Origin of the sequence: Pelagivirga sediminicola, assembly GCF_003072125.1 — a bacterium.
GTDB lineage: Bacteria > Pseudomonadota > Alphaproteobacteria > Rhodobacterales > Rhodobacteraceae > Roseovarius > Roseovarius sediminicola.
Map to the genome: position 1 here is coordinate 109490 of NZ_QCYH01000008.1, position 24858 is coordinate 134347.

23 protein-coding genes are annotated in these 24858 nt (G+C 63.7%); 11 read left to right on the top strand and 12 right to left on the bottom strand.

The window, feature by feature from the left end; all coding sequences use genetic code 11:
• Positions 1 to 5 precede the first annotated feature (5 nt).
• From DC366_RS13855 to DC366_RS13865, 3 genes are all read right to left on the bottom strand, one after another.
• Positions 6 to 683 carry a GltB/FmdC/FwdC-like GXGXG domain-containing protein gene (locus DC366_RS13855; protein ID WP_108692818.1) on the bottom strand — a complete coding sequence of 226 codons (678 nt, stop codon included), beginning with the start codon at positions 681 to 683 and terminating at the stop codon, positions 6 to 8.
• A complete protein-coding gene (locus tag DC366_RS13860; protein ID WP_108692819.1) occupies positions 684 to 1613 on the bottom strand; it encodes a class II glutamine amidotransferase in 930 nt (309 codons plus the stop codon). It abuts the gene before it with no gap.
• A gap of 149 nt (positions 1614 to 1762) precedes the next feature.
• Positions 1763 to 3400: a trimethylamine N-oxide permease gene (locus tag DC366_RS13865; RefSeq protein ID WP_108692820.1), complete on the bottom strand. Its 1638-nt coding sequence runs from the start codon at positions 3398 to 3400 to the stop codon at positions 1763 to 1765.
• Positions 3401 to 3682: 282 nt separating this feature from the next.
• Between DC366_RS13865 and DC366_RS13870 the strand changes: the two genes are divergently transcribed.
• From DC366_RS13870 to DC366_RS13885, 4 genes are all read left to right on the top strand, one after another.
• On the top strand, positions 3683 to 4831 hold the full coding sequence (locus tag DC366_RS13870; protein WP_108692821.1) for an aminomethyl transferase family protein: 1149 nt from the start codon (positions 3683 to 3685) through the stop codon (positions 4829 to 4831).
• Between the two features lie 88 nt (positions 4832 to 4919).
• Entirely contained in the window at positions 4920 to 5516 is a 597-nt protein-coding gene (locus tag DC366_RS13875; protein WP_108692822.1) for a dimethylamine monooxygenase subunit DmmA family protein, read from the top strand.
• Positions 5513 to 6475: a PDR/VanB family oxidoreductase gene (locus tag DC366_RS13880; RefSeq protein WP_108692823.1), complete on the top strand. Its 963-nt coding sequence runs from the start codon at positions 5513 to 5515 to the stop codon at positions 6473 to 6475. Before DC366_RS13875 ends, DC366_RS13880 begins: the two co-directional genes overlap by 4 nt.
• Positions 6476 to 6538: 63 nt before the next feature.
• The gene (locus DC366_RS13885; protein ID WP_108692824.1) at positions 6539 to 7606 is read left to right on the top strand and encodes a heme-dependent oxidative N-demethylase family protein; all 1068 of its coding nucleotides are present in this window, start codon (positions 6539 to 6541) and stop codon (positions 7604 to 7606) included.
• Positions 7607 to 7694: 88 nt separating this feature from the next.
• Here the strand turns inward: DC366_RS13885 and DC366_RS13890 are convergent, their stop codons facing one another.
• Complete coding sequence (locus DC366_RS13890) at positions 7695 to 8072, bottom strand: rhodanese-like domain-containing protein (RefSeq protein WP_108692825.1); 378 nt, start codon at positions 8070 to 8072, stop codon at positions 7695 to 7697.
• Positions 8073 to 8182: 110 nt separating this feature from the next.
• Between DC366_RS13890 and DC366_RS13895 the strand changes: the two genes are divergently transcribed.
• Both DC366_RS13895 and DC366_RS13900 read left to right on the top strand, forming a co-directional pair.
• The gene (locus tag DC366_RS13895) at positions 8183 to 8905 is read left to right on the top strand and encodes a FadR/GntR family transcriptional regulator (RefSeq protein WP_108692826.1); all 723 of its coding nucleotides are present in this window, start codon (positions 8183 to 8185) and stop codon (positions 8903 to 8905) included.
• 132 nt (positions 8906 to 9037) lie between these two features.
• Positions 9038 to 10372, top strand: coding sequence for a trimethylamine monooxygenase (locus DC366_RS13900; protein ID WP_108692827.1), 1335 nt, complete (start codon positions 9038 to 9040; stop codon positions 10370 to 10372).
• 94 nt (positions 10373 to 10466) lie between these two features.
• Here the strand turns inward: DC366_RS13900 and DC366_RS13905 are convergent, their stop codons facing one another.
• The 3 genes from DC366_RS13905 to DC366_RS13915 all read right to left on the bottom strand — a co-directional run bounded on the left by DC366_RS13905 (position 10467) and on the right by DC366_RS13915 (position 13857).
• Positions 10467 to 10778 (bottom strand): hypothetical protein, encoded by a 312-nt coding sequence (locus DC366_RS13905; protein ID WP_133176211.1) that lies wholly within the window; start codon positions 10776 to 10778, stop codon positions 10467 to 10469.
• 287 nt (positions 10779 to 11065) lie between these two features.
• Entirely contained in the window at positions 11066 to 11491 is a 426-nt protein-coding gene (locus DC366_RS13910) for a globin domain-containing protein (protein ID WP_108692829.1), read from the bottom strand.
• Positions 11488 to 13857 (bottom strand): trimethylamine N-oxide demethylase, encoded by a 2370-nt coding sequence (locus tag DC366_RS13915; RefSeq protein WP_108692830.1) that lies wholly within the window; start codon positions 13855 to 13857, stop codon positions 11488 to 11490. Before DC366_RS13915 ends, DC366_RS13910 begins: the two co-directional genes overlap by 4 nt.
• Here DC366_RS13915 and DC366_RS19670 point away from each other — a divergent pair.
• Together DC366_RS19670 and DC366_RS13920 are read left to right on the top strand one after the other, a co-directional pair.
• Positions 13836 to 14183 (top strand): hypothetical protein, encoded by a 348-nt coding sequence (locus tag DC366_RS19670; RefSeq protein WP_133176212.1) that lies wholly within the window; start codon positions 13836 to 13838, stop codon positions 14181 to 14183. The two genes, DC366_RS13915 and DC366_RS19670, sit on opposite strands and share 22 nt — an antisense overlap.
• Positions 14170 to 15198: a M48 family metalloprotease gene (locus tag DC366_RS13920; protein WP_108692831.1), complete on the top strand. Its 1029-nt coding sequence runs from the start codon at positions 14170 to 14172 to the stop codon at positions 15196 to 15198. Before DC366_RS19670 ends, DC366_RS13920 begins: the two co-directional genes overlap by 14 nt.
• Before the next feature lie 84 nt (positions 15199 to 15282).
• Here the strand turns inward: DC366_RS13920 and DC366_RS13925 are convergent, their stop codons facing one another.
• Positions 15283 to 16680: an SPOR domain-containing protein gene (locus DC366_RS13925; protein ID WP_108692832.1), complete on the bottom strand. Its 1398-nt coding sequence runs from the start codon at positions 16678 to 16680 to the stop codon at positions 15283 to 15285.
• Positions 16681 to 16757: 77 nt separating this feature from the next.
• On the bottom strand, positions 16758 to 17390 hold the full coding sequence (gene upp / locus DC366_RS13930) for a uracil phosphoribosyltransferase (protein WP_108692833.1): 633 nt from the start codon (positions 17388 to 17390) through the stop codon (positions 16758 to 16760).
• Positions 17391 to 17580: 190 nt separating this feature from the next.
• Between upp and DC366_RS13935 the strand changes: the two genes are divergently transcribed.
• Both DC366_RS13935 and DC366_RS13940 read left to right on the top strand, forming a co-directional pair.
• On the top strand, positions 17581 to 19857 hold the full coding sequence (locus DC366_RS13935; RefSeq protein WP_108692834.1) for an NADP-dependent malic enzyme: 2277 nt from the start codon (positions 17581 to 17583) through the stop codon (positions 19855 to 19857).
• The gene (locus DC366_RS13940) at positions 19850 to 20239 is read left to right on the top strand and encodes a hypothetical protein (protein ID WP_108692835.1); all 390 of its coding nucleotides are present in this window, start codon (positions 19850 to 19852) and stop codon (positions 20237 to 20239) included. Before DC366_RS13935 ends, DC366_RS13940 begins: the two co-directional genes overlap by 8 nt.
• Positions 20240 to 20313: 74 nt before the next feature.
• Here DC366_RS13940 and DC366_RS20475 read toward each other — a convergent pair whose 3' ends face one another.
• Complete coding sequence (locus DC366_RS20475) at positions 20314 to 20445, bottom strand: hypothetical protein (RefSeq protein ID WP_279305762.1); 132 nt, start codon at positions 20443 to 20445, stop codon at positions 20314 to 20316.
• Positions 20446 to 20751: 306 nt separating this feature from the next.
• On the opposite strand from DC366_RS20475, the gene DC366_RS13945 reads away from it, so the two are divergent.
• Positions 20752 to 22641 carry a propionyl-CoA synthetase gene (locus DC366_RS13945; protein ID WP_108692836.1) on the top strand — a complete coding sequence of 630 codons (1890 nt, stop codon included), beginning with the start codon at positions 20752 to 20754 and terminating at the stop codon, positions 22639 to 22641.
• A gap of 90 nt (positions 22642 to 22731) precedes the next feature.
• Here DC366_RS13945 and DC366_RS13950 read toward each other — a convergent pair whose 3' ends face one another.
• Both DC366_RS13950 and DC366_RS13955 read right to left on the bottom strand, forming a co-directional pair.
• Positions 22732 to 23556, bottom strand: a complete 825-nt coding sequence (locus DC366_RS13950; RefSeq protein ID WP_108692837.1) for a carbon-nitrogen hydrolase family protein — start codon at positions 23554 to 23556, stop codon at positions 22732 to 22734.
• Positions 23557 to 23635: 79 nt separating this feature from the next.
• Positions 23636 to 24814 (bottom strand): type III PLP-dependent enzyme, encoded by a 1179-nt coding sequence (locus tag DC366_RS13955; RefSeq protein ID WP_108692838.1) that lies wholly within the window; start codon positions 24812 to 24814, stop codon positions 23636 to 23638.
• Between the last annotated feature and the right edge of the window lie 44 nt (positions 24815 to 24858).

The following is a 24858-nucleotide window of genomic DNA, read 5'->3' on the forward strand; positions in this document are numbered from 1 at the left end:
TCCCCTCAATATGCGTTGTCGATGTCGAAGTTGTAGAGCTTGCGCGCCGAGCCGTAGCGCTTGAACTCTTCGGGCTTGGCATCGCATTCGCCGCGCTCCAGCAGATCTTTGAGTATCTCGATATGCTCGGGGCGCATTTCCTTTTCGATGCAGTCCGCGCCCAGCGACTTGACCGAGCCGCGCACGAAGAGCCGCGCCTCGTAGATGCTGTCGCCCAGCGCATCGCCCGCGTCGCCGCAAACCACGAGGTTGCCCGACTGCGCCATGAAGGCGCTCATGTGGCCGATATTGCCGTGCACGATGATGTCGATACCCTTCATCGATATACCGCAGCGCGAGCTGGCATTGCCCTTGATGACCAGGGTGCCGCCGCGGCCGGTGGCGCCGGCATACTGGCTGGCGTCGCCTTCGACGATGACCGTGCCGCTCATCATGTTCTCGGCCACGCCGGGCCCGGCGGAGCCGTGGATATGCACCGTCGCCTGCTTGTTCATGCCGGCGCAGTAATACCCGGTGGAGCCCTTGACGTTCACCTCGATGGGCGCGTCCAGACCGACGGCGATGGCGTGGCTGCCCTTGGCATTCACGACTTCCCATGCGGTCTGGTTGGTTTCCTTGGACTGCGCCTGAAGGGCGGCGTTGAGGTTGCGCAAACCCTGCGCTTCAAGATCGAAAGTTTGCATTTACGCGGCCTTCTCGGTAGCGGTCGGAGCGTGATCGTGGCTCCAGAAATAGACGGTTGCGGGCTCGGGCTCCCACACGCGGGCATGATCGATGCCGGGCAGGTTCACGAAGGCGCGGTATTCGCTGGCAAACGCGACATACTGATCGGTTTCCGCCATGACCGCGGGCTTGCACGCGATCGGATCGCGCACGACGCCGAAGCCGTCCTTGGTGCCGACGACGAAATTGAAGAACCCGTCCAGATCGTCGATGGTCGAAGCCAGCGCCTCGCCCAGGGATGCACCGTTCTGCATCTTCCACGTGACGTAGGCGGCGCCCACTTCGGTGTCGTTCTCGGTCTCGATGTGCATGCCGGCCTTGCGCAGCTTGCGGCGCAGGCTGGCGTGGTTCGACAGCGAGCCGTTGTGCACAAGGCACTGGTCGCGGCCGGTGTTGAACGGGTGCGCGCCCATCGTGGTGACGGCCGATTCGGTCGCCATGCGCGTGTGGCCGATGCCGTGGCTGCCGGACATCGACGAGATGTCAAAGCGCGCCGCGACGTTCTTGGGCAGGCCGACTTCCTTGTAGATCTCCAGCGTCTCGCCGGTGCTCATGATGCGCACGTCGGGGCGGATTTCGGCCAGAACGGTGCGGCCTGCCGCAGCCCAGGCCACGTCGATCTCGATCACGGCGTGGGTGTCGTTGACGCGAACGGTCACTTCGCCGCCCAGCGCCTGTTGCATGTCCTTGGCCAGGTCCGCAAAATCGCGGTCGGGGTGATCGGACTGAACCGTCACCTTCACCTTGCCCTTGTGTTCGGTGCCATAGATGGCGATGCCCGCGCTGTCGGGGCCACGATCCGTCATCGTGATCAGCATTTCCGTCAGCATACGGCCCAAATTGGGCTCAAGCGACGTGTCCTTCAGAAAAAGTCCTACGATCCCGCACATCTGTTGTGATCCTTCTGTGATATCGATTCGAGGCTAGCAGCTAAGATGCGTCCACTCAACTATCAAGAAACAAATTTTCATCTTAGGCAAGACCCGTCTCATCGGTCTTGGCTGGAAAAGGCCGCCCGCAACCGGGCGGCCCGGCGTTTTCAAAGGTGGAACACCTGGTTGGCGATGATCACCACCACCACCCCCGCGGCCAATGTGATATAAGGTAGCATCCCGGCCTTGCGCTGGCTCAGGTCGGTATTGCCGCCCACCGACAGGTCATCCAGCATCTTGGCGGGAAACTTGCCCTTGTCGGTGATGTAGTGGCGATACCAGAACACCGGCAGGATCAGCGCGATGGCGATCATCGCCGAGCGCAGCGTGCCCTCGCCCCAGACATTCGCGCCCGCGCCCAGCAAGGTCGCGTTCACGAAGGCCAGCGTGCCGCCGATCCACAGCATGATGGTGGGGGCCTTCCACGGACGGTTGGCATGGGCGTTGTCGATCCGGTGGATCCAGCCCGAATGCAGGTTCAGGAAGTTGAACACCAGATAGCAGCAGTTCGAGACCGCCAGAACGAACAGGTAGTCCGACATCAGCAGCAGGATCAGGTTGAACCCCAGATCCGACCACATGCCCGCCACCGGCGCGCCGTGATCGTTGGTGCGCGACAGGAACTTCGGCAGCCACCCGTCGACCGAGCCCTGATAAAGCGTCCGCGAGGAGCCGGCCATCGACGTCATGATCGCCAGCACCAGCGCCAGGAACAGCATCACAACCATGATCTTGGCGATGATGCTGCCGCCGCCGACCATGCCGGCCATGGCGCCCGCCACGGCAGAGCCGTCGACGATACCGGGCTGAAGCATGCCCTCGACGCCCAGTACCCCCTGAAAGCTGAGCGGAACCAGCGTATAGACCACGACGCAGATTACGCCGGCGGCGATGATCGCGCGCACCGTGTCGCGCTGCGGATCCCTGAATTCGCTGGTATAGCAGATCGCCGTCTCGAACGCGTAGGCAGACCATGCCGCGATGAAGAGCCCGCCGAGGAACAGCGTCGTGCCCTCGATGTTCCACGTCCCGTCAACCACGTTGCCCGCATCATCATAGGCGAGCGGCACCAGCGGCAGCAGGTTTTCCGACAGAACGTCCCCCGTCAGCAGCGGCACGATCCCGACGATCAGCAGCGGGATCAGAACGGCGAGGCCAATGATCGTCTGCAGCTTCGCCGCGGCGGAAATGCCCTTGTGCTGCGCGATGAAGACGCACAGCAGGATGGCCGAGCCGACGATGGAGACCGCATTGATGCGCAGTGTCAGTCCCTCGTTCAGGAAATCCAGTCCGACAAGCGTGATCTCCCACGAGTTGATGGCCGATTCGGCGCCGAAGAACGACGTGAGCACGTATCCCGCGGCCAATCCGCCGCCAATCGCCAGAACCGGCGTCCAGGCCAGCCAGTTGCACCAGACCGACAGGGGCGCGATGATCTTGGAATAGCGCACCCAGGCAGCGGCGCCATAGATCGACGCGCCGCCCGATTTGTTCGGGAAAAGCCCGGCGATCTCGGCATAGACGAACGCCTGCAGGAAGCCGAACGTGACCGACAGCATCCAGATCACCCATGACGGGTTGCCGATGGTCGCCGCGATTCCCCCGATCGAGAACAGCACCAGCGCCGGCACGCCCGACGCCATCCAGAAGGCATCTTTCCATCCGATCGCCCTTTGCAGGCTGCCGGATCCCGACTCGTTCGTTGCGCTCATCCACTTGTCTCCCTTGTTGGCTTTCCTGTGCATCGGCAAGGCTGCGATGTGGGTCGTTTGCCCATCAGGAATATTTTATTACCGTGCATTGACCGTGTTTTTTTGCGTCCTGTCAATTATTGATCGCCCGCTCGGCCGGCCAAGTTTCGCCAAACCGGGCGACCGAACCTGTAAAACCTGGCGTCTCCGGCAGGCTGAAAATTTCCGGCAACTCTCCTGTCAGGAAATTTTATTGCATGTCATTCTTGCTTTTCAAACGCGACTGTTGCTCAATGCCCTGATGAATTCTTATTGAACGAACAAGGGGGGCCAACAATGGCGATCATCTGGAGACATTCCGCGCTGGCACACCGCCACGCCGAAATCGGCGGCGAGCTGGAGGACTGGAACGGCATGGGAACCGCATGGTTCTATGACGACAGCGAAGAGCGCGCGCAGGCCGATTACGAGGCCGTGCGCACCAAGGCCGGCCTGATGGACGTGTCGGGCCTGAAGAAGGTGCACCTGACCGGCCCGGATGCGGCGCATGTCATCGACCGCACCACCACCCGCAACGTCGAAAAGCTGATGCCGGGGCGCGCCGTCTATGCCGCGATGCTGGACCAGCGCGGCATGTTCATCGACGATTGCGTGATCTACCGTCTGTCGGTCAACACCTGGATGGTGGTGCATGGCACCGGCACCGGGATGGAGATGATGACGCAGGTCGCGGCGGGCAAGAACGTGTCGATCATCTTTGACGACGATCTGCACGACATCTCGCTGCAGGGCCCCGTGGCGGTGGATTTCCTCGACAAGCATGTGCCGGGCATCCGCGATCTGGCCTATTTCGGCATCCTGCAAACCAAGCTCTTCGGCTGCCCCGTGATGATCTCGCGCACCGGCTATACCGGCGAGCGCGGCTATGAGATCTTCTGCCAGAAAAAGCACGTGGTCGAGCTGTGGGATCAGATCCTGGAGGGCGGCAAGGACATGGGCATCCGCCCGGTGCAGTTCAGCACGCTGGACCGTCTGCGCACCGAATCCTACCTGCTGTTCTTCCCCGGCGACAACTCGGAAACCTATCCGCATGAAAACGGCGATCCGGCGGGCGATTCGCTGTGGGAGCTGGGCCTTGAATTCGTTGTCTCGCCCGGCAAGACAGGCTTCATCGGCGCGGAAAACCACTATGCGCTGGAAGGCCGCGAGCGATTCAAGATCTACGGCGTCAAGCTGGAGGGGGACACCCCCGCCGACGAGGGCGCGGACCTGCTGCAGGACGGCAAGAAGGTTGGCACCGTCACCTATGGCATGGTCTCGAAGGTCAACAACCACAATGTCGGCATCGCCCGCATGCCCGTGGACGCGGCCAAGCCCGGCACGAAGCTGACCGTGCGGAATGCCGACGGCACCGAGATCGCGGCGACCGCCGAAGAGATGCCGTTCTACGACAAGGACAAGAAAATCCGCACCGCCAAGGGCTGATGCGTTATAAACGTCTGCGGCGGGCGCGCCCCGCCGCAGACCAACCAACGAGACGACCCACGACATCCAACAGGAGACGAAGGCGCACATGTCGAAGTTTGAATTCCCCCCCTCAATCAGCAGCCGCCCCGTCTGGGGCCGGCTTGAGGCGCGCGCGGGCAAGCATCACCTGATGATCGCCGAAGCGGAGGGCGCCGAGGCGATCATGGACATCGCCACGCCCGATCTGATGGCCAAAAGCCACATCATCTATATCCCCAAGGGCACCGATTACGAGGAAAAGCTGAAGGCGCTGAAGCCCGGCATCCTGCATGTCGGACCCAGCTATGCTGCCTCGCTCCCGCGTATCCGCCGCGTGCTGATGGACGCGCATATGGGCCTGCAGGTCTATCTGACCGGAACCGAAGGCATGATGGGCCAGGCCATGAACGAGGCGGTGAATGCCGGCATCCCGCACACCGGCATCCAGACCGAACATCGCGGATCGGTCGCGCGGCGCATGCAATGCGTGCACTGCAAGGGCATCACCGAGGATGTCGAGCTGGATCCCTTCGTGTGCAGCCATTGCGGCCTGAACCTGTTCGTGCGCGATCACTATTCGCGCCGCCATGCCGCCTATCAGGGCGTGTGCGTCGATGCCGAGGATCCGGGCAACGTGCCCGAGCAAAAGAGGATTTACGAATGAGCGGAGCCACCAAGATCAAGGTGCGCGTCACCGACATCGTCCCGCTGAACGATCTGGTCACGCGCTTTCAGTTCGAGCCGGTCGATGGCAGCATGCTGCCCACCTTTTCGGGCGGCGCGCATACCGTTGTCGAGATGAAGGATGGCGATCGCACACGCCTGAACCCGTATTCGCTGATGTCCGATCCGGCCAATCGCAAGGCCTACACGATCTCCGTGCGGCGCGATGACGAGGGGCGCGGCGGATCGCTGTTCATGCACAAGAAGATCAAGGTCGGCGACGAGATGGTCATCTCGAACCCCGTCAACCTCTTCAGCCTCGATCTGCGCGCGAAAAAGCACCTGATGATCGCGGGCGGCATCGGCATCACGCCCTTCATGGCCCAGATCAAGCAGCTGGACCGCAGCCACGGCAACTGGGAGCTGCATTATTGCGCCCGCAACGAGGATCTGGCCAGCTACGCGCGCGAATTGACCTCCGAGCATCCCAATGACGTGCATGTCTATTACGACGTCAAGGGCGAGGCGATCGACCTTGAGCATTTGCTGGACGGTCAGCCGCTCGGCACGCATATCTATGTGTGCGGGCCCAAGGGCATGATCGACTGGGTGCGCGGCACCGCCAAGGATCTGGGATGGCCGCGCGAGGCGATCCATTACGAGGAATTCCTGGCCCCCAAGCCCGGCAAACCCTTCGAGGTCAAGCTGGCGGTGTCCAACAAGGTGATCGAGGTCGGCGAGCATGAAAGCCTGCTGGAAGCGATCGAGAACGCGGGCGTCGATGCCCCCTATCTGTGCCGCGGCGGCGCCTGCGGCCAGTGCGAGACGAATGTTCTGGAATGTGACGGCACGATCCTGCACCGCGATCACTGGCTCGACCCCGAGGAACACGACTCGAACGAGAAAATCATGCCCTGCGTCAGCCGCTTTGAAGGCAAGACGCTGGTTCTGGACCGATAATACATCGCCCCGACCGCCGAGGCCGAACAGCCTCGCCGCGGCCGGGGAACAGGGAGAACTGACATGACGATACAATTCAACGACGAGACATTCCGCGACGATTATTCGTTCCACAATTCCGAATGGGCGATCAAACGCTTCCCCTTCCCGTTCGACAAGGACGACTACATGTATTCGGTCAACATGGAGCCCCATGGGACCGGACGCAAAGGGTCGATTTTCGCCAACCGCTTTGACGTGGACGAGCATTACGTCAGCGAGATGCGCGACCGTGCGCTGGTGCTGGAGCAGGATCCGCTGCGCTGCCAGTCTCTGCCGCATATGACGCTGGCGGGCTGGGATCTGCTGGAGCTGATCATGGTCAGCAAATCCGAGGATTACCCGGACCTTTTCGAGCTGCATCGCGACGGTGACAAGTGGCGCTGGATCAACAAGCCGCTGGGCATCGACGACACGTTCACGTTCCTCGACGACACCACCCTGCCCTATGGCCCGATGGAGTATATCACCCGCCAGACGCAGGGCGATTTCGCGCTGCTGGACCAGCGCGACGACAACCTGTGGATGGACGCCGGGATGGTGACGACACAGGCCGACTGGAGCCTGGATTTCGACATCGGCATGAACTTCTTTGAATGGCACGCGCCGGTGCCGCTCGCGGCCGAGATGGGTATTTTCGTGCGCGCGCTCAAATTCCTGCTGAACATTCAGCAGGGGATGCCGGCACGGCGCCTGAACTGGACCATGACGGTCAATCCGCTGCTGGATACCAGCCCCGAGAACTATCACAAATGGGGCGTCCAGAAGACCGAGCTGACACCCGAGAACATCGGGTCCAAGCAACATCTGCGCGTGGAGTTGCAGACATTCTTCCGCCTGCCCCGCTCGAACGGGATGGTGTTCCCGATCCGCTGCTATCTGTGCTCGTTCGAGGATCTGATGACCGTGCCGAAATGGGGCCGCCGCCTGCACCGCGTGATCCGCGACCTGCCCGAAGAGCTGGCCGAATACAAAGGCTTCATCGCCAACCGGCCGCTAATGCTGGACTATCTGGAAAAGTTCGACGACGGGCTGCCGACGTCGCCGGGCATCTGGCCCGATCTGGAGACCGAGCCGCCGCTGCAGAAGTAACGCGCGGCCGCCCGGTTCGGCATCGTGACACTACAAAAGAGCGGCCATCCACGGGCCGCTCTTTTTCCATGCAAGCGAATGGCGCGCGTCAGTCGTCCTTGGTCATCTTCTTGGGTGCGCCGCTGGAAATGTCGGTGCCGATATACTCGTTTCCGCCCTCTTTCCAGGCCGCCATGCCGCCCTCCATATGTGCGATCCGGTCGATACCGGCCTCAAGGCACATCGCCGCCGCCTTGCCCGACCGCACGCCCGATCCGCAATGCAGCACGATTCGCTTTCCCTCCTGCCCCGGCAGGCAATCGGGCCGAAACTCCTGCAGGGCCATCAACATGGCGCCTCCGATTCGCTCCAGCGCGTGTTCCTGCGGCGTGCGCACGTCGATCAGGACGATCTCGCCGCGTGCCTTGTCCACCTCGGCGGGGGTCCACAGCTCGACAGGGCCATGCTCGGTATCTTCGGTCTTCATATCCGGGTCCTTTCTGCGTCTTTGAGTCATGTCAACGCCGCGGGCAGTTTGGCGATGCATGCTGTCACGGCTTTGTGTAACCTGCACTCAGCAGTCGCGAAAGGACGCCCATGTCTCTGGCCCAGACCACCGCCGCCTTTGCCGCCCAGACCCAGATGAGCGCGACGGTTCAGGCCGTTGTCGACACCATTTTCGGACGGATCCGCAGCGGCGAATACGCGGTCGACGAACGCCTGCCCTCCGAGCGGACGCTGTCCTCGGACCTGGGCGTGGCCCGCAATACGGTGCGCGAGGCGCTGGAAGTTCTGGAAAGTCATGGGCTTATCCGCCGCCGCGCGGGCAGCGGCAGCTTTGTCAACCCGCAGACAAAGGGCGCACCGCAGCCCTCGCATAGCGAAATCGCGGCCTCCTCCAGCCCGCTGGATTTGCAGGTCATCCGCGGCATTCTGGAGCCCGACATGGTGCGCCTTGCCGTGGTCAACATGCCGCCCCGCGACATCGAGGCGCTTGGCGAGATTCTCAGCCAGATGGAAGCGGTCCAGACCGATGCCGACGCCTTCGTGCGAATCGAGGAGGCATTCTATCGCAAGATCGCGGCCGGCACCGGCAATCCGCTGATCGCGGGATGTTATGATCTGGTCATCGATGCCTGCCGCCAGAGCTTTCGCACCGCCCAGTTGCGGCGCCACCTGACGCCCGCGCGCATCGAGGATTATCAAAAGCGATATAACAGCCTGTTCAACGCGATAGCCTCGCGCGACACCGATGCGGCCGTGGAATACATCAAGCTGCACCTGATCGAGGAGCAACGCCAACTGCTGCACGAGCCATGACGAGGCACTGAACGTACCTGAATCAAGTTTCCTCGTAGTCAAAAATCTTGACAGACGGACGGGGCGCCGGTTGAATTGGTTCATACCAAAGGAACCGGCACGTAAACCGGTTTGAACCAACGGGAGTGATCTATGACCAAACGCATCGCAATACTGGGCGCCGGCCCTTCGGGCCTCGCGCAGCTGCGCGCCTTTCAGTCTGCCAAGGAAAAGGGCGAGGATATCCCCGAGATCGTCTGCTTCGAAAAGCAGGACGATTGGGGCGGCCTTTGGAACTACACGTGGCGTACCGGCGTCGATCAGTATGGCGAGCCGGTTCACGGGTCCATGTACCGCTACCTGTGGTCGAACGGCCCCAAGGAGGGGTTGGAATTCGCCGACTATTCCTTTGAGGAGCATTTCGGCAAGCAGATCGCCAGCTATCCGCCGCGCGAGGTTCTGTTCGACTATATCAAGGGCCGCGTCGAAAAGGCCGGTGTGCGCGATCTGATCCGTTTCGAGACCGTCGTGCGCCATGTCGAAAAGATTGACGGCAAGTTTCACGTCACGGTCTGCGATCTGCCAAATGATCGGGAATATACCGAGGAATTCGATCACGTCATCTGCGCGACCGGCCATTTCAGCACGCCCAATGTGCCGGAATTCAAGGGCTTCGACAAGTTTCCGGGCCGCGTGCTGCATGCGCATGACTTCCGCGACGCCGTCGAGTTCAAGGATCAGGATATCCTCATCATCGGAACGTCCTATTCGGCCGAGGATATCGGCAGCCAGTGCTGGAAATACGGCTGCAAATCCGTCACCGTCAGCCACCGCACCGCGCCGATGGGCTTCAAATGGCCGGACAACTGGCAGGAAGTGCCGCTGCTGACGCATGTCGACGGCAACACCGCACATTTCAAGGATGGCACGTCCAAGGATATCGACGCGATCCTGCTCTGCACCGGCTATCAGCACCATTTCCCCTTCATGGAGGACGCGCTGCGCCTGCGCACCGCCAACCGGCTGGCGACGGCCGATCTCTACAAGGGGGTTGCATGGGTGCATGATCCGGACCTGTTTTACCTCGGCATGCAGGACCAGTGGTTCACCTTCAACATGTTCGATGCGCAAGCCTGGTGGGTTCGTGACGCGATCATGGGCAAGATCCAGATCCCCGGCAAAGCCGAGATGGAAAAGGACGTTGCCGATCGCGTTGCGCGCGAAGACGCGGGCGAAGACGATTATGCCGCGATCGAGTATCAGGCCGAGTACATCAAGGAGCTGATCTCCGAGACGGACTATCCCAGCTTCGACGTCGACGGCGCCACCGAGGCGTTCTTTGCCTGGAAAGGCCACAAGAAGGAAGACATCATGACCTTCCGCAACAACAGCTATAAGTCGGTCATCACCGGCACGATGGCGCCCAAGCACCACACCCCGTGGAAGGACGCGCTGGACGACAGCCTTGAGGTTTACCTGCAGAACTGATTGCCGTCTGCTGGCTGAATTGGAAAAGCGCGGTGGGTATCCACTGCGCTTTTTCCTTTGCTTCGGGGGCCGCAAATCTGGCCCTGCCGGATGGCTACAATCTGATCTTGACCCAAGATGCGGCTAAACCGCTGCGCCAGGTCCGCATCGTCCGCTTTGAGCCTGTTGTTTTAATTTCGAATATGTCGCGCATGACTGCCATCTCCAGACGGCCGTAACCCATCAAAAATACGCGGTGGTTTTGAAACGGGCCTAAAGTAGCGAAAATAGAAGCTTGGTCATCCTTGAACTCGATATCCAGCTTGTTGGAGTTGCTTGCTTCAAACCGCACCTCGAACTCGGTCGATGATTCGCTGGCCGCTTCGAATTTCATATTCTTGTCAGCGGATGGGTCGATAATGAACACGTCCCCGTCGTTGACCTGGATGGTTCCACCAGCCTTGATTTAAAATGGTCCGAGCGGGCTCTGGTTGCTGGCAACAATCGTGTAGGTAGGCATAATGCATCCTTTACCGATCCGAAGAGCAATGCAGTCCTATAGACAGTACCACGAATACAGCCAATAAGCGAGGAAGGCCAAAGACCATCCTCTCCGGAACACAGAAACCTTACTTAGAAAATCGCCCGGCCCCTGCCCTGCAAGCGGTTCCGGGCCCGATCAAGATCTTCGCATGTGCAGCTCGGAAACCGTCCCTAGCTGCGCGCCAGCGGCTTGCTGTCGGCCCCCACGACCTCGCCGTCATTGACCAAGACCAGCGCCACACGGCGAAGCGTGGCGCGGATGCGCTCGACATGGGCGCCGGAATGGCCCAGATCGGCCAGCGCGCGGTCCATCAGGCCCAGCCAATCCTCCGCATCCTTTTGCAGGATCGGGATATGCTCGTGGATGAGCTTCACGTTCATGTGGCCGTGAAGCTCCTTGTAGTAATGCCGCCCGCCGAAAAACCCGCAGAGGAAATTGAACTGCTGCTCGCGCGTGGCGGCGATACCGTGCCCGTCCATGTGAAGGCGCACGATCTGCGCGCCTTCGGGACGGGACTCGACCAGATCATAAAAATGCTCGACCAGCTGTCTGAGTGCGTCCTCGCCCCCAAGTTTATCAAGCACCGTTTCCGTCATGAGCGCGGGCGTTCCTTCTTGGGATCATAGGCGGCAAAAGGCACGATGGTTGCCGGCAGACGCTTTTGATGTCCATCCAGCTTGCCGACCTCCACCTCGGTGCCGAACTCGGCATGGGTCACGTCGACGCGGGCCAGCGCGATGTTCTTGCCCAAAAGCGGCGAGATCATCGCCGATGTCACCTCGCCGATCTGGGCGCGGCCGATATGGATGCAATCGCCGTGCCCGACCTGCACCTTGCTGTCGATCTCAAGGCCGACCATCTTGCGCACCGGATTTTCCTTGCGCCGGATCAGGGCATCGCGGCCGATGAAATCATCCTCCTTCGATTTCAGCGGCACGGTGAAGCCGATGCCGGCCTCAAACGGGTCGGTCTGGTCGGAGAAATCATAGCCGGCAAAGATCAGCCCGGCCTCGATCCGGACCATGTCCAGCGCCTCAAGCCCCATCGGCTTCAGCCCGAATTCCTGCCCGGCCTCCCAGATCGCCTTGAAAATCTCGTCGCAATCCTTGGGGTGGCACATCACCTCGTAGCCCAGCTCGCCGGTATAGCCCGTGCGGCTGATCACGAAGGCGGTGCCGGTTTCGCTGTGCAGGCGCGCGGGCGTGAAGCGGAACCATCCAAGCTGGTCGAATTCGGGGTTGTGCGGCGCGGTCCAGACCAGCTTGCGCAGCAGATCGCGGCTGTTGGGTCCCTGCACCGCGACGTTCTGCAACTGGTCGGTGGACGAGCGCACCAGCACCTTCAGCCCCAGTTTCTCCGCGACTTCGCGGATCCACTCGCCGCCATATTCCGTGCCGCCGATCCAGCGGAAATTCTCCTTGCCCAGCCGGAAGACGGTGCCGTCGTCGATCATGCCGCCATGCTCATAGCACATCGCGGTATAGACGACGCCGCCAATCGCGAGCGTCTTCATGTTCCGGGTGAAGACATACTGGCACAGCGCCTCGGCGTCGGGGCCGGTGATCTCGAACTTGCGCAACGGGCTGAGATCCATGATCGCGCAGGCCTTGCGGCAGGCCCAGTATTCCTCGATCGGGCCGGTCTCGGCAAAGCAGTTGGGCAGCCAATAGCCGTTATATTCGACGAAATTGCGCGTCAGCTTGGCGAAGTTGTCGTGAAATCCGGTTTCTTTGGTCATCTTCGCCTCTGAATTGGGTGTCGCGCGATACGCAATCGACCGCGAGAATTTCTCTTCGCCGCTATAGGTGCGGATGTGAATGTCGGTCGGGTTCCAGCCATTCGCGGCTGTCGTGTCGTCCGGGCAGGCCGAACTGACGCAGACGATATCCGTCAGCGCGCGCAGCAGCACATAGTCGCCGGGGCGCGACCACGGCTCGTCCGTATACATGACCCCGTGATCGTCGATATTGGTGTTGAAAAAGAAGTTGATCGCCATCCAGCCGGGCCGCCCGGTGACGTTGTAGGCCGCCAGCGCGTTGTTGAAATTGGTCGAGCAGTTCACATGGCCCGGATAGCCGATATCGTTGTAATATTTCTCGGAACAAGCCATCGCAAAGGCATCGTGACGCCCGCAGGTATCCTGAATGACCTCGACCAGCGGCAGCATTTCTTGATCGTAGTACTTCGCGTGCAGGCCCGGCATCGGATAGGAGTGATGCATCAGGGTGCGCGTGGTGGTCACGTCCAGCGCGTGTTCGATCCCCTTGTCCAGCTTGGAGGCAGAGAAGCATTCGAAATCCGTGCATTGGCGGCCATCGACATCCTGGATCTGGATGTAGTCGCCGGCCTTGACGAAATAGGCCTCGGCGGTGGCGCTGTGAACGCGAATGCTCTGCAGCGGGTCGGCCAGCGGATCGGGCAGCTCGAATTTCGCGTGCCGCTTGATGACGGCGCGCGTCACCATCACGGTCAGCGGCGTCACCGTATCCTGCGCCTCAAGGTCCATCGCGCCGCCGGGCGCCGCGACGATCAGCACGCCGTCGCGCTCGACCGCGAAACCCTGCTCGGCCTTGGCGGGCGTGCCGCCATCCCAGAACCGGTGCGCGCGCGCCTTCGACAGATCCAGACCGCGCGCCTCCAGCCCCATGCGCAGCCCGCGCAGCGAGCCGTCCTGGGTGGACAGGAGCGCCTTCAGCCCGGCCGCGTCGCTGTTGGGCGCGCCGCCGATGATGGCCGGATCGATGCGGCCCTTTTCGTCCGCGGCAACAATCTCGCACGGTTGGCCGCCCTCATCGTTGCTGATGGTAAAGCGGTCGCCCTCCTCGATGCGAATCAGAATCGCGCCGCCGCCGGGGACGACATAGCGCTCGGTGCCGGGGGGCATCGAGAACACCCGCGGTTCGATTATCGAGCTGGGACGCGGCGGACCGGGCCGGACCCTTGCATAGAGATTATCAAGCATCGTCCATTCTCCCCCAACGCGCAGCAATTGCTTCTGTGGAATATTTATTTAACCTTGAGAATATCGACAAAAGCAATCCCAAATCAAGACCAGCCTGCATGATTATGCATGATCATCAAGTCAATTTGATCGGCCGCCGCAAATGCCGCGATGCGGCATGGCTCACGGGGTCTTTCAGCGGTCCTGAAAAACCCCCGCCGCAAGCCCTCGCGATACCCCGGCGCGCCGCCGCGATCGCGCGCGGGCAGGCGATTGCCGCTGGGTGCGCGCGCATGCTAATGTCCGCTGAAAAAGCAGGGCAGACCGGCATAAATGACCGCACTTAGCGAATACCAAAGGCTTGAGGCGTCCGGCCTGTGGCGCAGCACGCCCGGCGATCAGCGTTGCGAGGTGGTCGTATCCATCGGCGATGCCACGCTCGTCATCACCGACATGCGCGACCGCGCGCTGACCCATTGGTCGATCCCCGCCGTCGTGCGGGCCAATCCCGGCCAGATCCCGGCGATCTATCACCCCGATGGCGACACCGGCGAGACGCTGGAGCTGGACGCGGGCGAGCGGCAGATGATCGACGCTATCGAAAAACTGCGCGCGGGCGTGGCGCGACTGCGGCCCCGGCCCGGACGTCTGCGGCTGATGATGATGCTGGGCTCGATGGCGGCGGCCGCGGCGCTGGCGGTGTTCTGGCTGCCGGGGGCGGTGCGCGATCACGCGCTGCGGGTGGTCCCGCCCGTCAAGCGCGCCCAGATCGGCGCGGCGCTGGAGGCGCAGATGCAATCGGTCACCGGCCCGCCCTGCCGCGCGCCCGCCGGCACCGCCGCGCTGACGCGGCTGGCCGAGCGGTTGCCGGCCAAGCGCGGCACCGGCGCGCTGCGGGTGGTGCGCGGCGGCGTCCGCACCACCGCCACGCTGCCCGGCGGCACGATCCTGCTGCACCGATCACTGGTCGAGGATTTCGAGGAGCCCGACGTCGTGGCCGGATACATCGTGGCCGAGCGCGTGCGCGCGCGCGCCTATGACCCGCTGGGCCGGCTTCTGGATCATGCCGACCTGATCGCGGCGTTCCGCCTGCTGACCACGGGCGAGCCGGGACAGGAGGCACTGCGCAGCTATGCCGAATACCTGCTGACCGACGCGCCCGCCGCGCCGCTGGACGACGCCGCGCTGCTGTCGGGATTTCAGGCGTGGTCGGTGCGCAGCACGCCTTATGCCTATGCGCGCGACATCACCGGCGAGACGACGCTGGGCCTGATCGAGGCGGACCCGTTCACCACCGAGGTTCCGCCCGCCCTGCTGAGCGACGGCGATTGGCTGCGCCTTCAGGGCATTTGCGGAAGCTAAGCCGCCTGCCCCGGAAAATGCAAAAGGCCGGGGCCATCGCGGCTCCGGCCTTTCCTCTTTGTATCGGCCATGTTCGTGCGGGCGTCAGCGCAGGGTGGCATTGCCAAATCCGGCGCGCCGGGTTTGCGACAGCGCCGCGTCCAGCGCGCTTTGCGTGTTGTAGGGGCCGCTCAAAACCAGCGTATAGGTCGCGCCGCTCTTGCTCATCCGGCCCAGACGCGCGGGCAGGCCCGCACCGGCAAGGCGCTGCGCGGCCTGCTGCGCCTGTGCGCGGCTGGCATAGACACCGGCCTGAACATAGCTGTGGCTTGCCGCCTGCGCCTTCGGCGCGGCTGAAGGCTGGCGCGACTTGCTCGACACATAGACGGTGCGGCCTGTCGCCCCCTGCCCCGCTGCGGCATTGCTGCGCGCCGACTGCGCCGCGCGCTGCTCCTCATAGCTTGTGTAGGGATAGACCAGACCGGGATATTGCGCGGTCACCTCGCGCCCCGTGTCGGTCAGGATCAGGCGGCGCGGCACGGTATTTGTCCACATCCGGGCCATCGCGGCCTTGCCTGCCAAGGTCTGGTGCGCGCGATGCGGATTCAGGCGCCCGTCCATCCAGACACGCTTGTACCCGTGGGGGATGCTCACGCCCTGCACCGCGTTCACCCGCGCGCGCACCACATGGCGCGGCGCGATGCGCGTTGTATAGGGATCCACGATGCGCGTCCGCGGTGCGACCGCAGTGGCGCGCGGAACAAAGACCGGCACGCCCGACACGGTATACCCCGTTCCGCGATAGAGCGGCGGGGTGTGGACGGGGGGCGAGCGCATGATTTCATATCGCACCGGCGCGGGCCGGGGTGCAGGCGCCGCCGCGCGCGGCGCAACGCGGACCGCCCTGGTGCCCGGCACGCGTGTCACATGCGCCTCGGCCTGCGGGCCGCAGCGCACCGGGTAACCGGGGCCGGGCGACGTCATGTAGCGCGACGATTGCACGCTGGCAGTCGAACAGGCAGGCGTGCGCACGCGGCGCACCTGCACCGGGGTTACCGAGGGCTGGGGCGGGGCGACTCTCACGGGCGTGCGGGGCGCCTGAACCGGAACCGGAACCGGCGCGGCGGTCGCCGCAGGCGCCGGAGTTGCGCGCACAGTGCGCTTGGCCGCGGGTTTTGGCGCCGGGGCGGCGATCACCGCCTGCGGCTTGGGCTGCACCTTGGGCGCAGGCGCAGGTTCGGGCGCGCGTGCGGTCGGCAGCGATGGCTGCTGTCCGCACAATGTCTGGCGCGCGCGCGTGACGCGCGGCACCCACGTCACGTTGCCGTCGATGCCGGCACGCACAAAGACGCAGCCCTTGCTGTCGACATACTGGCGCCCGGTATAGGAACTTGGCGGAAATTCGGCTGGCTCACCGCTGTCACGCAAGGATTTGGCCTGCGCAACCCCCAGGCCGCAGGTCGCGGCAATAACCGCCAACGCGATAACTCGTGTAACTTTCATAATGCCCCCACAATATGTGGGAATATTCTGCCTCAATTCTCGCGCCTAGTAAACAGGCAAGCCGCAACCGGGCTGCCCTATTTCGTGCCGAACATCCGATCCCCGGCATCGCCCAGACCGGGCAGGATATAGCCCTTTTCGTCCAGCGCATCATCCAGCGACGCGGTGACGACCGGCACATCGGGATGCGCCTCCTTCATGCGCGCGACGCCTTCGGGCGCGGCCAGCAGGCACAGGAAACGGATATCCCTGGCGCCGGCCTGCTTCAGCAGATCGACGGCGGCGGCCGAGGAATTGCCGGTGGCCAGCATCGGATCGACGACGATCACCAGCCGCTGGTCCAGCTGGTCAGGCACCTTGAAATAATACTGCACCGGCTTCAGCGTCTCCTCGTCGCGGTAGAGCCCGACAAAGCCCACCCGCGCCGAGGGGATCAGCTCCAGCATGCCGTCCAGCAGCCCGTTCCCGGCGCGCAGGATCGAGATCAGCGCCAGCTTGCGCCCCTCCACGACGGGCGCATCCATCGTCTGCATCGGCGTCTGGATCTTGCGGGTCGTCATCGGCAGCTCATACGTGACCTCATAGGCCAGAAGCTGCGAGATTTCGCGCAACAACTGCCGGAAAACGGCGGTCGACGTGTCCTTCTCGCGCATCAGCGTCAGCTTGTGCTGAACCAGCGGGTGTTTGACGATCGTGAGATGCTCTTGCATGAGGTATCCTTCCGGCGTGTGGCGCTGGGGTCTTTTATCCGGATGGCGGCGCAAAGGGCAATGGGCGCCGCCGCGCCCGAACACGCCCCGCCATTCCCGATTGCACCTTTTTGCGCAAACATGCATCCTCGCACGGGGTTTCCGCAAATTGGTTTAACGCTGAACCAACACACCAAAAAGGAGCGGCCGGATGAGCGACACAGGCGATACGCTGCGACAGGCGGCGCTGAACTACCACGAGTTTCCCAAGCCTGGAAAACTGGAAGTCCGCGCGACCAAGCCGCTCGCCAATGGCCGCGACCTTGCGCGCGCCTACTCGCCCGGCGTTGCCGAAGCCTGCCTTGAGATCCAGAGCGATCCGGCAAATGCCAGCCGCTATACCAGCCGCGGCAATCTGGTGGCGGTCGTGACCAACGGCACCGCCGTTCTGGGCCTTGGCAATATCGGCGCGCTGGCCTCCAAGCCGGTGATGGAGGGCAAGGCCGTCCTGTTTAAGAAATTCGCCGATATCGACTGTTTCGACCTGGAACTGGACGAATCCGACCCGGTCAAGCTGGCCGAGATCGTCTGCGCCCTGGGGCCGACCTTCGGCGCGATCAACCTCGAAGATATCAAGGCCCCCGACTGTTTCATCGTCGAAAAGATCTGCCGCGAGCGGATGGATATCCCCGTATTCCACGACGATCAGCACGGCACCGCCATCGTCGTCGGCGCCGCCGCCACCAATGCGCTGCACGTCGCCAAGAAGCGTTGGGAGGATATCAAGGTCGTCTCGACGGGCGGCGGCGCGGCGGGCATCGCGTGCCTCAACATGCTGGTCAAGCTTGGCGTGCGGCGCAGCAATATCTGGCTGTGCGATATCAACGGGCTGGTTTACGAGGGCCGGGCCGAGGACATGAACCCGCAAAAGGCGGAATTCGCGCAAAAGACCGATCTGCGCACGCTGGATGACGTGATCGGCGGCGCGGATCTCTTTCTTGGCCTGTCGGGCCCCGGTGCGCTGACGGTCGATCAGGTCAGGCGGATGGCGGCGCGGCCCATCATCTTTGCGCTGGCCAATCCGACGCCCGAGATCATGCCCGACCTTGCGCGCGAGGCTGTGCCGGACGCCATCATCGCGACGGGGCGCAGCGATTTTCCCAATCAGGTCAACAACGTGCTGTGTTTCCCTTTCATCTTTCGCGGGGCGCTCGATGTGGGCGCGACGCAGATCAACGACGCCATGCAGATCGCCTGCGTCGACGGCATCGCCGCGCTGGCCCGCGCCACCACCTCGGCCGAGGCGGCCGCGGCCTATCAGGGCGAGCCGATGAATTTCGGCGCCGACTACCTGATCCCGAAGCCCTTTGATCCGCGACTGTCGGGCATCGTCTCGACCGCTGTGGCGCGCGCCGCGATGGAAAGCGGCGTCGCCACGCGGCCGATCGAGAACCTGGACATCTACAAGGCGAAACTGGACGCCTCGGTGTTCAAATCCGCGCTGTTGATGCGCCCCGTCTTCGAGGCGTCCAAGAAGGACGCGCGCCGCATCGTCTTTGCCGAGGGCGAGGACGAGCGCGTGCTTCGCGCCGCGCAGGCCGTGCTGGAGGAGACCAGCGAACAGCCCATCCTGATCGGCCGCCCCTCGGTGATCGAGGCGCGCTGCGAACGGCTGGGTCTCAATATCCGGCCAGGGCGCGATTTCCGGCTGGTCAACCCCGAGGATGATCCGCGCTATCGCGACTATTGGGGCAGCTATCACGAGATCATGAAGCGGCGCGGCGTGACGCCGGATCTGGCCAAGGCGGTGATGCGCACCAACACCACCGCGATCGGCGCCGTCATGGTCCATCGCGGCGAGGCCGACAGCATGCTGTGCGGCACATTCGGCGAATACCGCTGGCATCTGAGATATGTCAAACGGGTGCTGGCCGACGCCGATCACCACCCCCATGGCGCCCTGTCGATGATGATCCTTGAGGATGGCCCGCTTTTCATCGGCGACACGCATGTGCGCGTCTTCCCCACGCCCGAGGATCTGGCCGAGACCGCCATCGGCGCCGCCCGCCACGTGCGCCGCTTCGGGATCGAGCCCAAGGTGGCCTTCTGCTCGCAATCCAATTTCGGGAACCAGGGCGAGGATTCGGGCAAGCGCCTGCGCGCCGCCATCGCCCTGCTGGACGCCAAGCCGCGCGATTTCTGCTATGAGGGCGAGATGAACATCGACGCCGCGCTGGACGAGGAGCTGCGCGCGCGCCTGCTGCCCGACAACCGGATGGAGGGGGCGGCGAACGTGCTGATCTTCTCCAATGTCGATGCGGCATCGGGCGTGCGCAACATCCTGAAAATGAAGGGCGGCGGGCTGGAGGTGGGGCCGATCCTGATGGGCATGGGCAACCGCGCGCATATCGTGTCACCCTCGATCACGCCGCGGGGCCTTTTGAACATGGCCGCCATCGCCGGCACGCCGGTTGCCCATTATGGCTGAGCGCACCAATCGCTGGGGGTTCTGGGCCCGGATCGACGACCGCACCAGCGCGATGGACGCCGTGCGCATGTCGGGCTTGCCGGTGTTCCTGATCGGGCTGACCTTGATGATCAGCGGGGCCGTCATATTGATGGATCCCGTCGGCGCGTCGGGCAACGGATGGTCGCTCTTGGCCCTGTCGGTCCCGTTCGTCGCGCTCGGCCTCGCGCTGCGTGGCGGTGCCGCCGCACTTGCCCCGCTGGCCTCTGCCGTCTTCATCGTCATGGTCGCGATCGAGGCGTGGCTGGCGCCATCCTGGGGCCTGCTGGTGCGGCTCCTGATCGGGCTGGTCGCCATCTCGGGGCTGCGCGGATGGTGGTGGCTGCGCAAGCATCCGGCCTGACGCGCAATTGCGGACATGACTTCGCCGCCCCGTTTCGGGGGCGGCGTCGGTTCCGGCATCACTGCCGGTTCGGCTTACTTGGACTTCGACTTGTCAGCGTCGGTCTGTCCGGGCTTCTGATCGCCGCCCTGACCCGGTTTCTGATCGGCCGTCTGGCCGGGCTTCGCGCCGGGAATTTTCGAGTCTGATTGTTTGTCGTTCGACATGTTGAACTCTCAATCTATGTGGCTTGGCATGATGCCGCGCCTCCACTCGATATCGTGCGCCGATCCTGAAATATAAGGGCGCCGCGCGATTTGGGCTGCAACCCGGGCGCGCAATGGGCGAAGACGCGCCGCATTCCGTGCAATCAGGCGACAAGCGGCCTGCGGCGCCGCCGCGGCGCGGCACCGGGGGAACAAAGGCATCCTGCGGCGCGTTATCACATGCCTGCATGCCGAACCCCACGCATCGCGTCTTGCCCCTACTGCCACCTCGGCTTTACAACAGAAGGTGGCAGTAGGGAGGCTTACATGGGCTACACGGACATTTACCAAAGCTGGAAATCGGACCCGGAGGCCTATTGGCTGAAACAGGCCGAGGCCATCGACTGGGTCGAGGCACCGACAAAGGCGCTCTTTGATCGGGGCGATGACATCTATGAATGGTTCGCCGATGCCAAGGTGAATACCTGCTACAACGCCGTCGACCGCCATGTCGAGGCCGGACGCGGCGCGCAGGCCGCGATCATCCACGACAGCCCGGTCACGGGCATCAAGCAGCGCATCACCTTTTCGGATCTTCAGGCCCGCGTCTCCAGCCTTGCCGGCGCGCTGCGCGCCAAGGGTGTAGAGAAGGGCGACCGCGTCATCATCTACATGCCCATGATCCCCGAGGCGCTGGAGGCGATGCTGGCCTGCACGCGGATCGGCGCGATCCATTCGGTCGTCTTCGGCGGATTTTCCGCCAGCGAACTGGCCGTGCGCATCGACGATTGCACCCCCAAGGCGATCATCGCCGCCTCCTGCGGGATCGAGCCGAACCGCATCGTCCAGTACAAGCCCCTGCTGGACGGCGCCATCGAACAGGCCACCCACAAGCCCGATTTCTGCGTCATCTTTCAGCGCGAACAGGAAGTGGCCAAGCTGGTGGAGGGCCGCGACGTCAGCTGGTACGCCTTCCAATACGGTGTCGAGCCTGCCGAATGCGTCCCGGTCGAGGGCAACCATCCGGCCTATATCCTCTATACCTCCGGCACCACCGGCGCGCCCAAGGGCGTGATCCGCTCCACCGCCGGTCACCTCGTGTCGCTCAACTGGACGATGAAGAATATCTACAACGTCGATCCGGGCGATGTGTTCTGGGCGGCCTCCGATGTCGGCTGGGTCGTCGGCCACAGTTATATCTGCTACGCCCCGCTGATCCACGGCAACACCACCGTCGTGTTCGAGGGCAAGCCGGTGGGCAACCCCGACGCCGGCACGTTCTGGCGCGTCATCGCCGAACATGACGTGCGCAGCTTCTTCACCGCGCCCACCGCCATCCGCGCGGTCAAGCGCGAGGACCCGGACGGCGAGCTGCTCAAGAAATACGATCTGTCGCGCCTGCGCGCGCTCTACCTCGCGGGCGAGCGGGCGGACCCCGACACGATCCACTGGGCACAGAAGATGCTGGACAAGCCCGTATATGACCATTGGTGGCAGACCGAAACCGGCTTTGCCATCGTCGCCAACCCCGTGGGGATCGAGGCGCTTCCGGTCAAGGTCGGCTCGCCCACGCTGCCGATGCCGGGCTATGACATCCAGATCCTCGGCGAGGACGGCCACCCCAAGCCCAAGGGCGAGCTGGGCGCCATCGCGATCAAGCTGCCCCTGCCCCCCGGCACCCTGCCCGGCCTCTGGAACGCCGAAGGGCGGTTCCGCAAATCCTATCTCGACACCTTCCCCGGCTATTACGAGACCGGCGATGCCGGCATGATCGACGAGGACGGATACCTTTATATCATGGCGCGCACCGATGACGTGATCAACGTCGCGGGCCACCGCCTCAGCACCGGCCTGATGGAGGAGGTGCTGGCCTCCCATCCCGATGTCGCCGAATGTGCGGTCCTTGGCGCCAAGGACGATCTGAAAGGCCAGGTGCCCATCGGCTTCGTCTGCCTGACCAAGGGCGTCGACCGCCCGGCCGAGGAGATCACGCGCGAATGCGTCGCCCTCGTGCGCGACCGCATCGGCCCCGTCGCCGCCTTCAAGCTCGCGGTCGTGGTGGACCGCCTGCCGAAAACCCGCTCGGGCAAGATTCTGCGCCGCACCATGGCCAGCATCGCCGATGGCGAGGAATACAAGATGCCCGCCACGATCGACGACCCCGCCGTTTTGGACGAAATCGCGGCGGCTCTCAAAACCATCGGCTACCCGAAATAACGCAAAGGGCGCCGCCCCGGACGCGGCGCCCCTGCTTCATCTTGGCAAAAATATCCTCGCCGAAGGCGCCGGAAAATTCGCAGAATTTTCTCAGACCCGCGCGAAATCCACGTCGTTCATCAGGCTGGGGATGCGCCCCTCGGTCTGGCCGATCATGTCCAGATCGATGCGCGCCGCCACCACGCCCGGTCCCTCGCCGCCATCGGCCAGCACCTCGCCCCATGGATCTATGATCAGCGAATGGCCATAAGTCGCGCCGCCGCCCGGCACCGGCCCGGTCATCGCCGCCGAGACGACAAAGCGTGTCGTCTCGATCGCGCGGGCACGGTTCAGCACATGCCAATGCGCCGCGCCCGTCTTGGCGGTGAAGGCCGCGGGGCAGGCCAGTATCTCGGCCCCGCCCTGCGCCAAGGCGCGAAAAAGATGCGCAAAGCGCAGATCATAGCAGATCGTATGCCCGACGCGCGCCAGCGGCGTGTCGTGGATCACCGCACAGCTCCCCGGATCGACGCGGTCGCTCTCGCGATAGACCTCGTCTGCCGAAAGCTGGATGTCGAACAGGTGGATCTTGTCGTAATGCCCCGCGATCTCGCCCTCGGGCGTCAGCATGAAACCGCGGTTGATGATCCGCCCGTCCGGCCCGTCCACGGCGATGGAGCCAAGGTTGATCCACACGCCATTTTGTGCCGCAATCTCCTGCATCCGCTTCAGAAACGGGTGATCCTCCTGAGGCGCCGAGGGCGGCGCGACGGCGGCCCCGTCTGAGCGCAGGCCGCCGCAATATTCGGGCAGGAACAGCATCTGCGTGCCGCCTGCCACCGCCTTTTCGACGAGCGGCAAGGCGTTGTCCAGCGCGGCGTCCATTTCGGGCATGGGCCGCAATTGCAGACACGCGATATCGAGGGGGCGGGACATGGCAAGGCTCCTGCTATGACAACAGGCGCAGCCTAGTCCCGCGCCGCCGCCGGATGCAAGGCGGCGGCGCGGAAAACCGTCAGATCACCACGACGTCCAGCGGCGGAAAGCCGTTGAAGCCGACGGACGAATAGCTGCTGGTATAGGCGCCGCAATGGCGGATCACCACGCGGTCGCCGCAGGCCAGCGCCAAGGGCAGCATGACGGGGCGCTGCTCGTAAAGGATGTCGGCGCTGTCGCAGGACGGCCCGGCCAGGATGCAGGCCCCGGTCTCGGCCCCGTCATGGGGCGTCTCGATGCGATAGCGGATCGCCTCGCCCATGGTTTCGGCCAGCCCCGAGAACATCCCGATATCGAGGTAAACCCAGCGGTGCAGATCGTCGGCGGATTTGCGCGATACCAGCAGCACCTCGGCGACGATATGCCCCGCCTCGGCCACGAGGCCGCGGCCCGGCTCGGCCATGATGTAGGGAACCGCACCAAAGCGCGCGCGCACGGAGTCCATGACGGCGGCGGCGTAGCTTTGCGGGCCCATCACCTCGTCCTCGTAGGTGGCGGGAAAACCGCCGCCAAGGTTCAGCACGCGCAGGTCATGCCCCGCGGCGCGGCCCGCGTGCCAAAGCTCGGCGATCTGGTCCAGCACGGGGTTCCAGAATTCGGGGCGGCGCGTCTGGCTGCCCACGTGGAAGGACAGGCCCGCCACGTCGACGCCTTTGGCGCGCGCATGATCCATCAGCGCGGGCAGCGCGGCGCGGGCGCAGCCGAATTTGCGGCTGAGCGGCCAGTCGGCCGACGAATTCTCGACGATCACGCGCAGATACACGCCGCAGCCGGGCGCATGGGCGGCCAGCTTGTCAATCTCGGCCTCGCTGTCGGCCGCGAAAAGGCGCACCCCATGGGCGTGCGCATAGGCGATGTCGGCAGGCTTCTTGACGGTGTTGCCAAAGGAGATATCGGCGCCGGTTGCGCCCTGGCCCAGGCACAGCTCGATCTCGCCGCGGCTGGCGGCGTCGAAGCGCGCGCCCTTTTGCACCAGCGTGCGGATGATCTCGGGGGCCGGGTTCGCCTTGACCGCGTAGTGGATGCGCGCCTCGCCCAGACCGGCGACCAGCGCGTCATATTGCGCGGCGACACGCGCGCGGCTGACCACCAGTGTCGGGCGGTCAAAGCTGCGCGACGCGATGAACGCGGCGGCGGGATCGGACAGGGAAACGGCATCGGCGCGCAGGGCGCCGGGGAACATAGCGGTCATGGTCATCTCCAAAAGGATAGCCCCGGCCTGTGCGGGGGGATCGGCAGTCA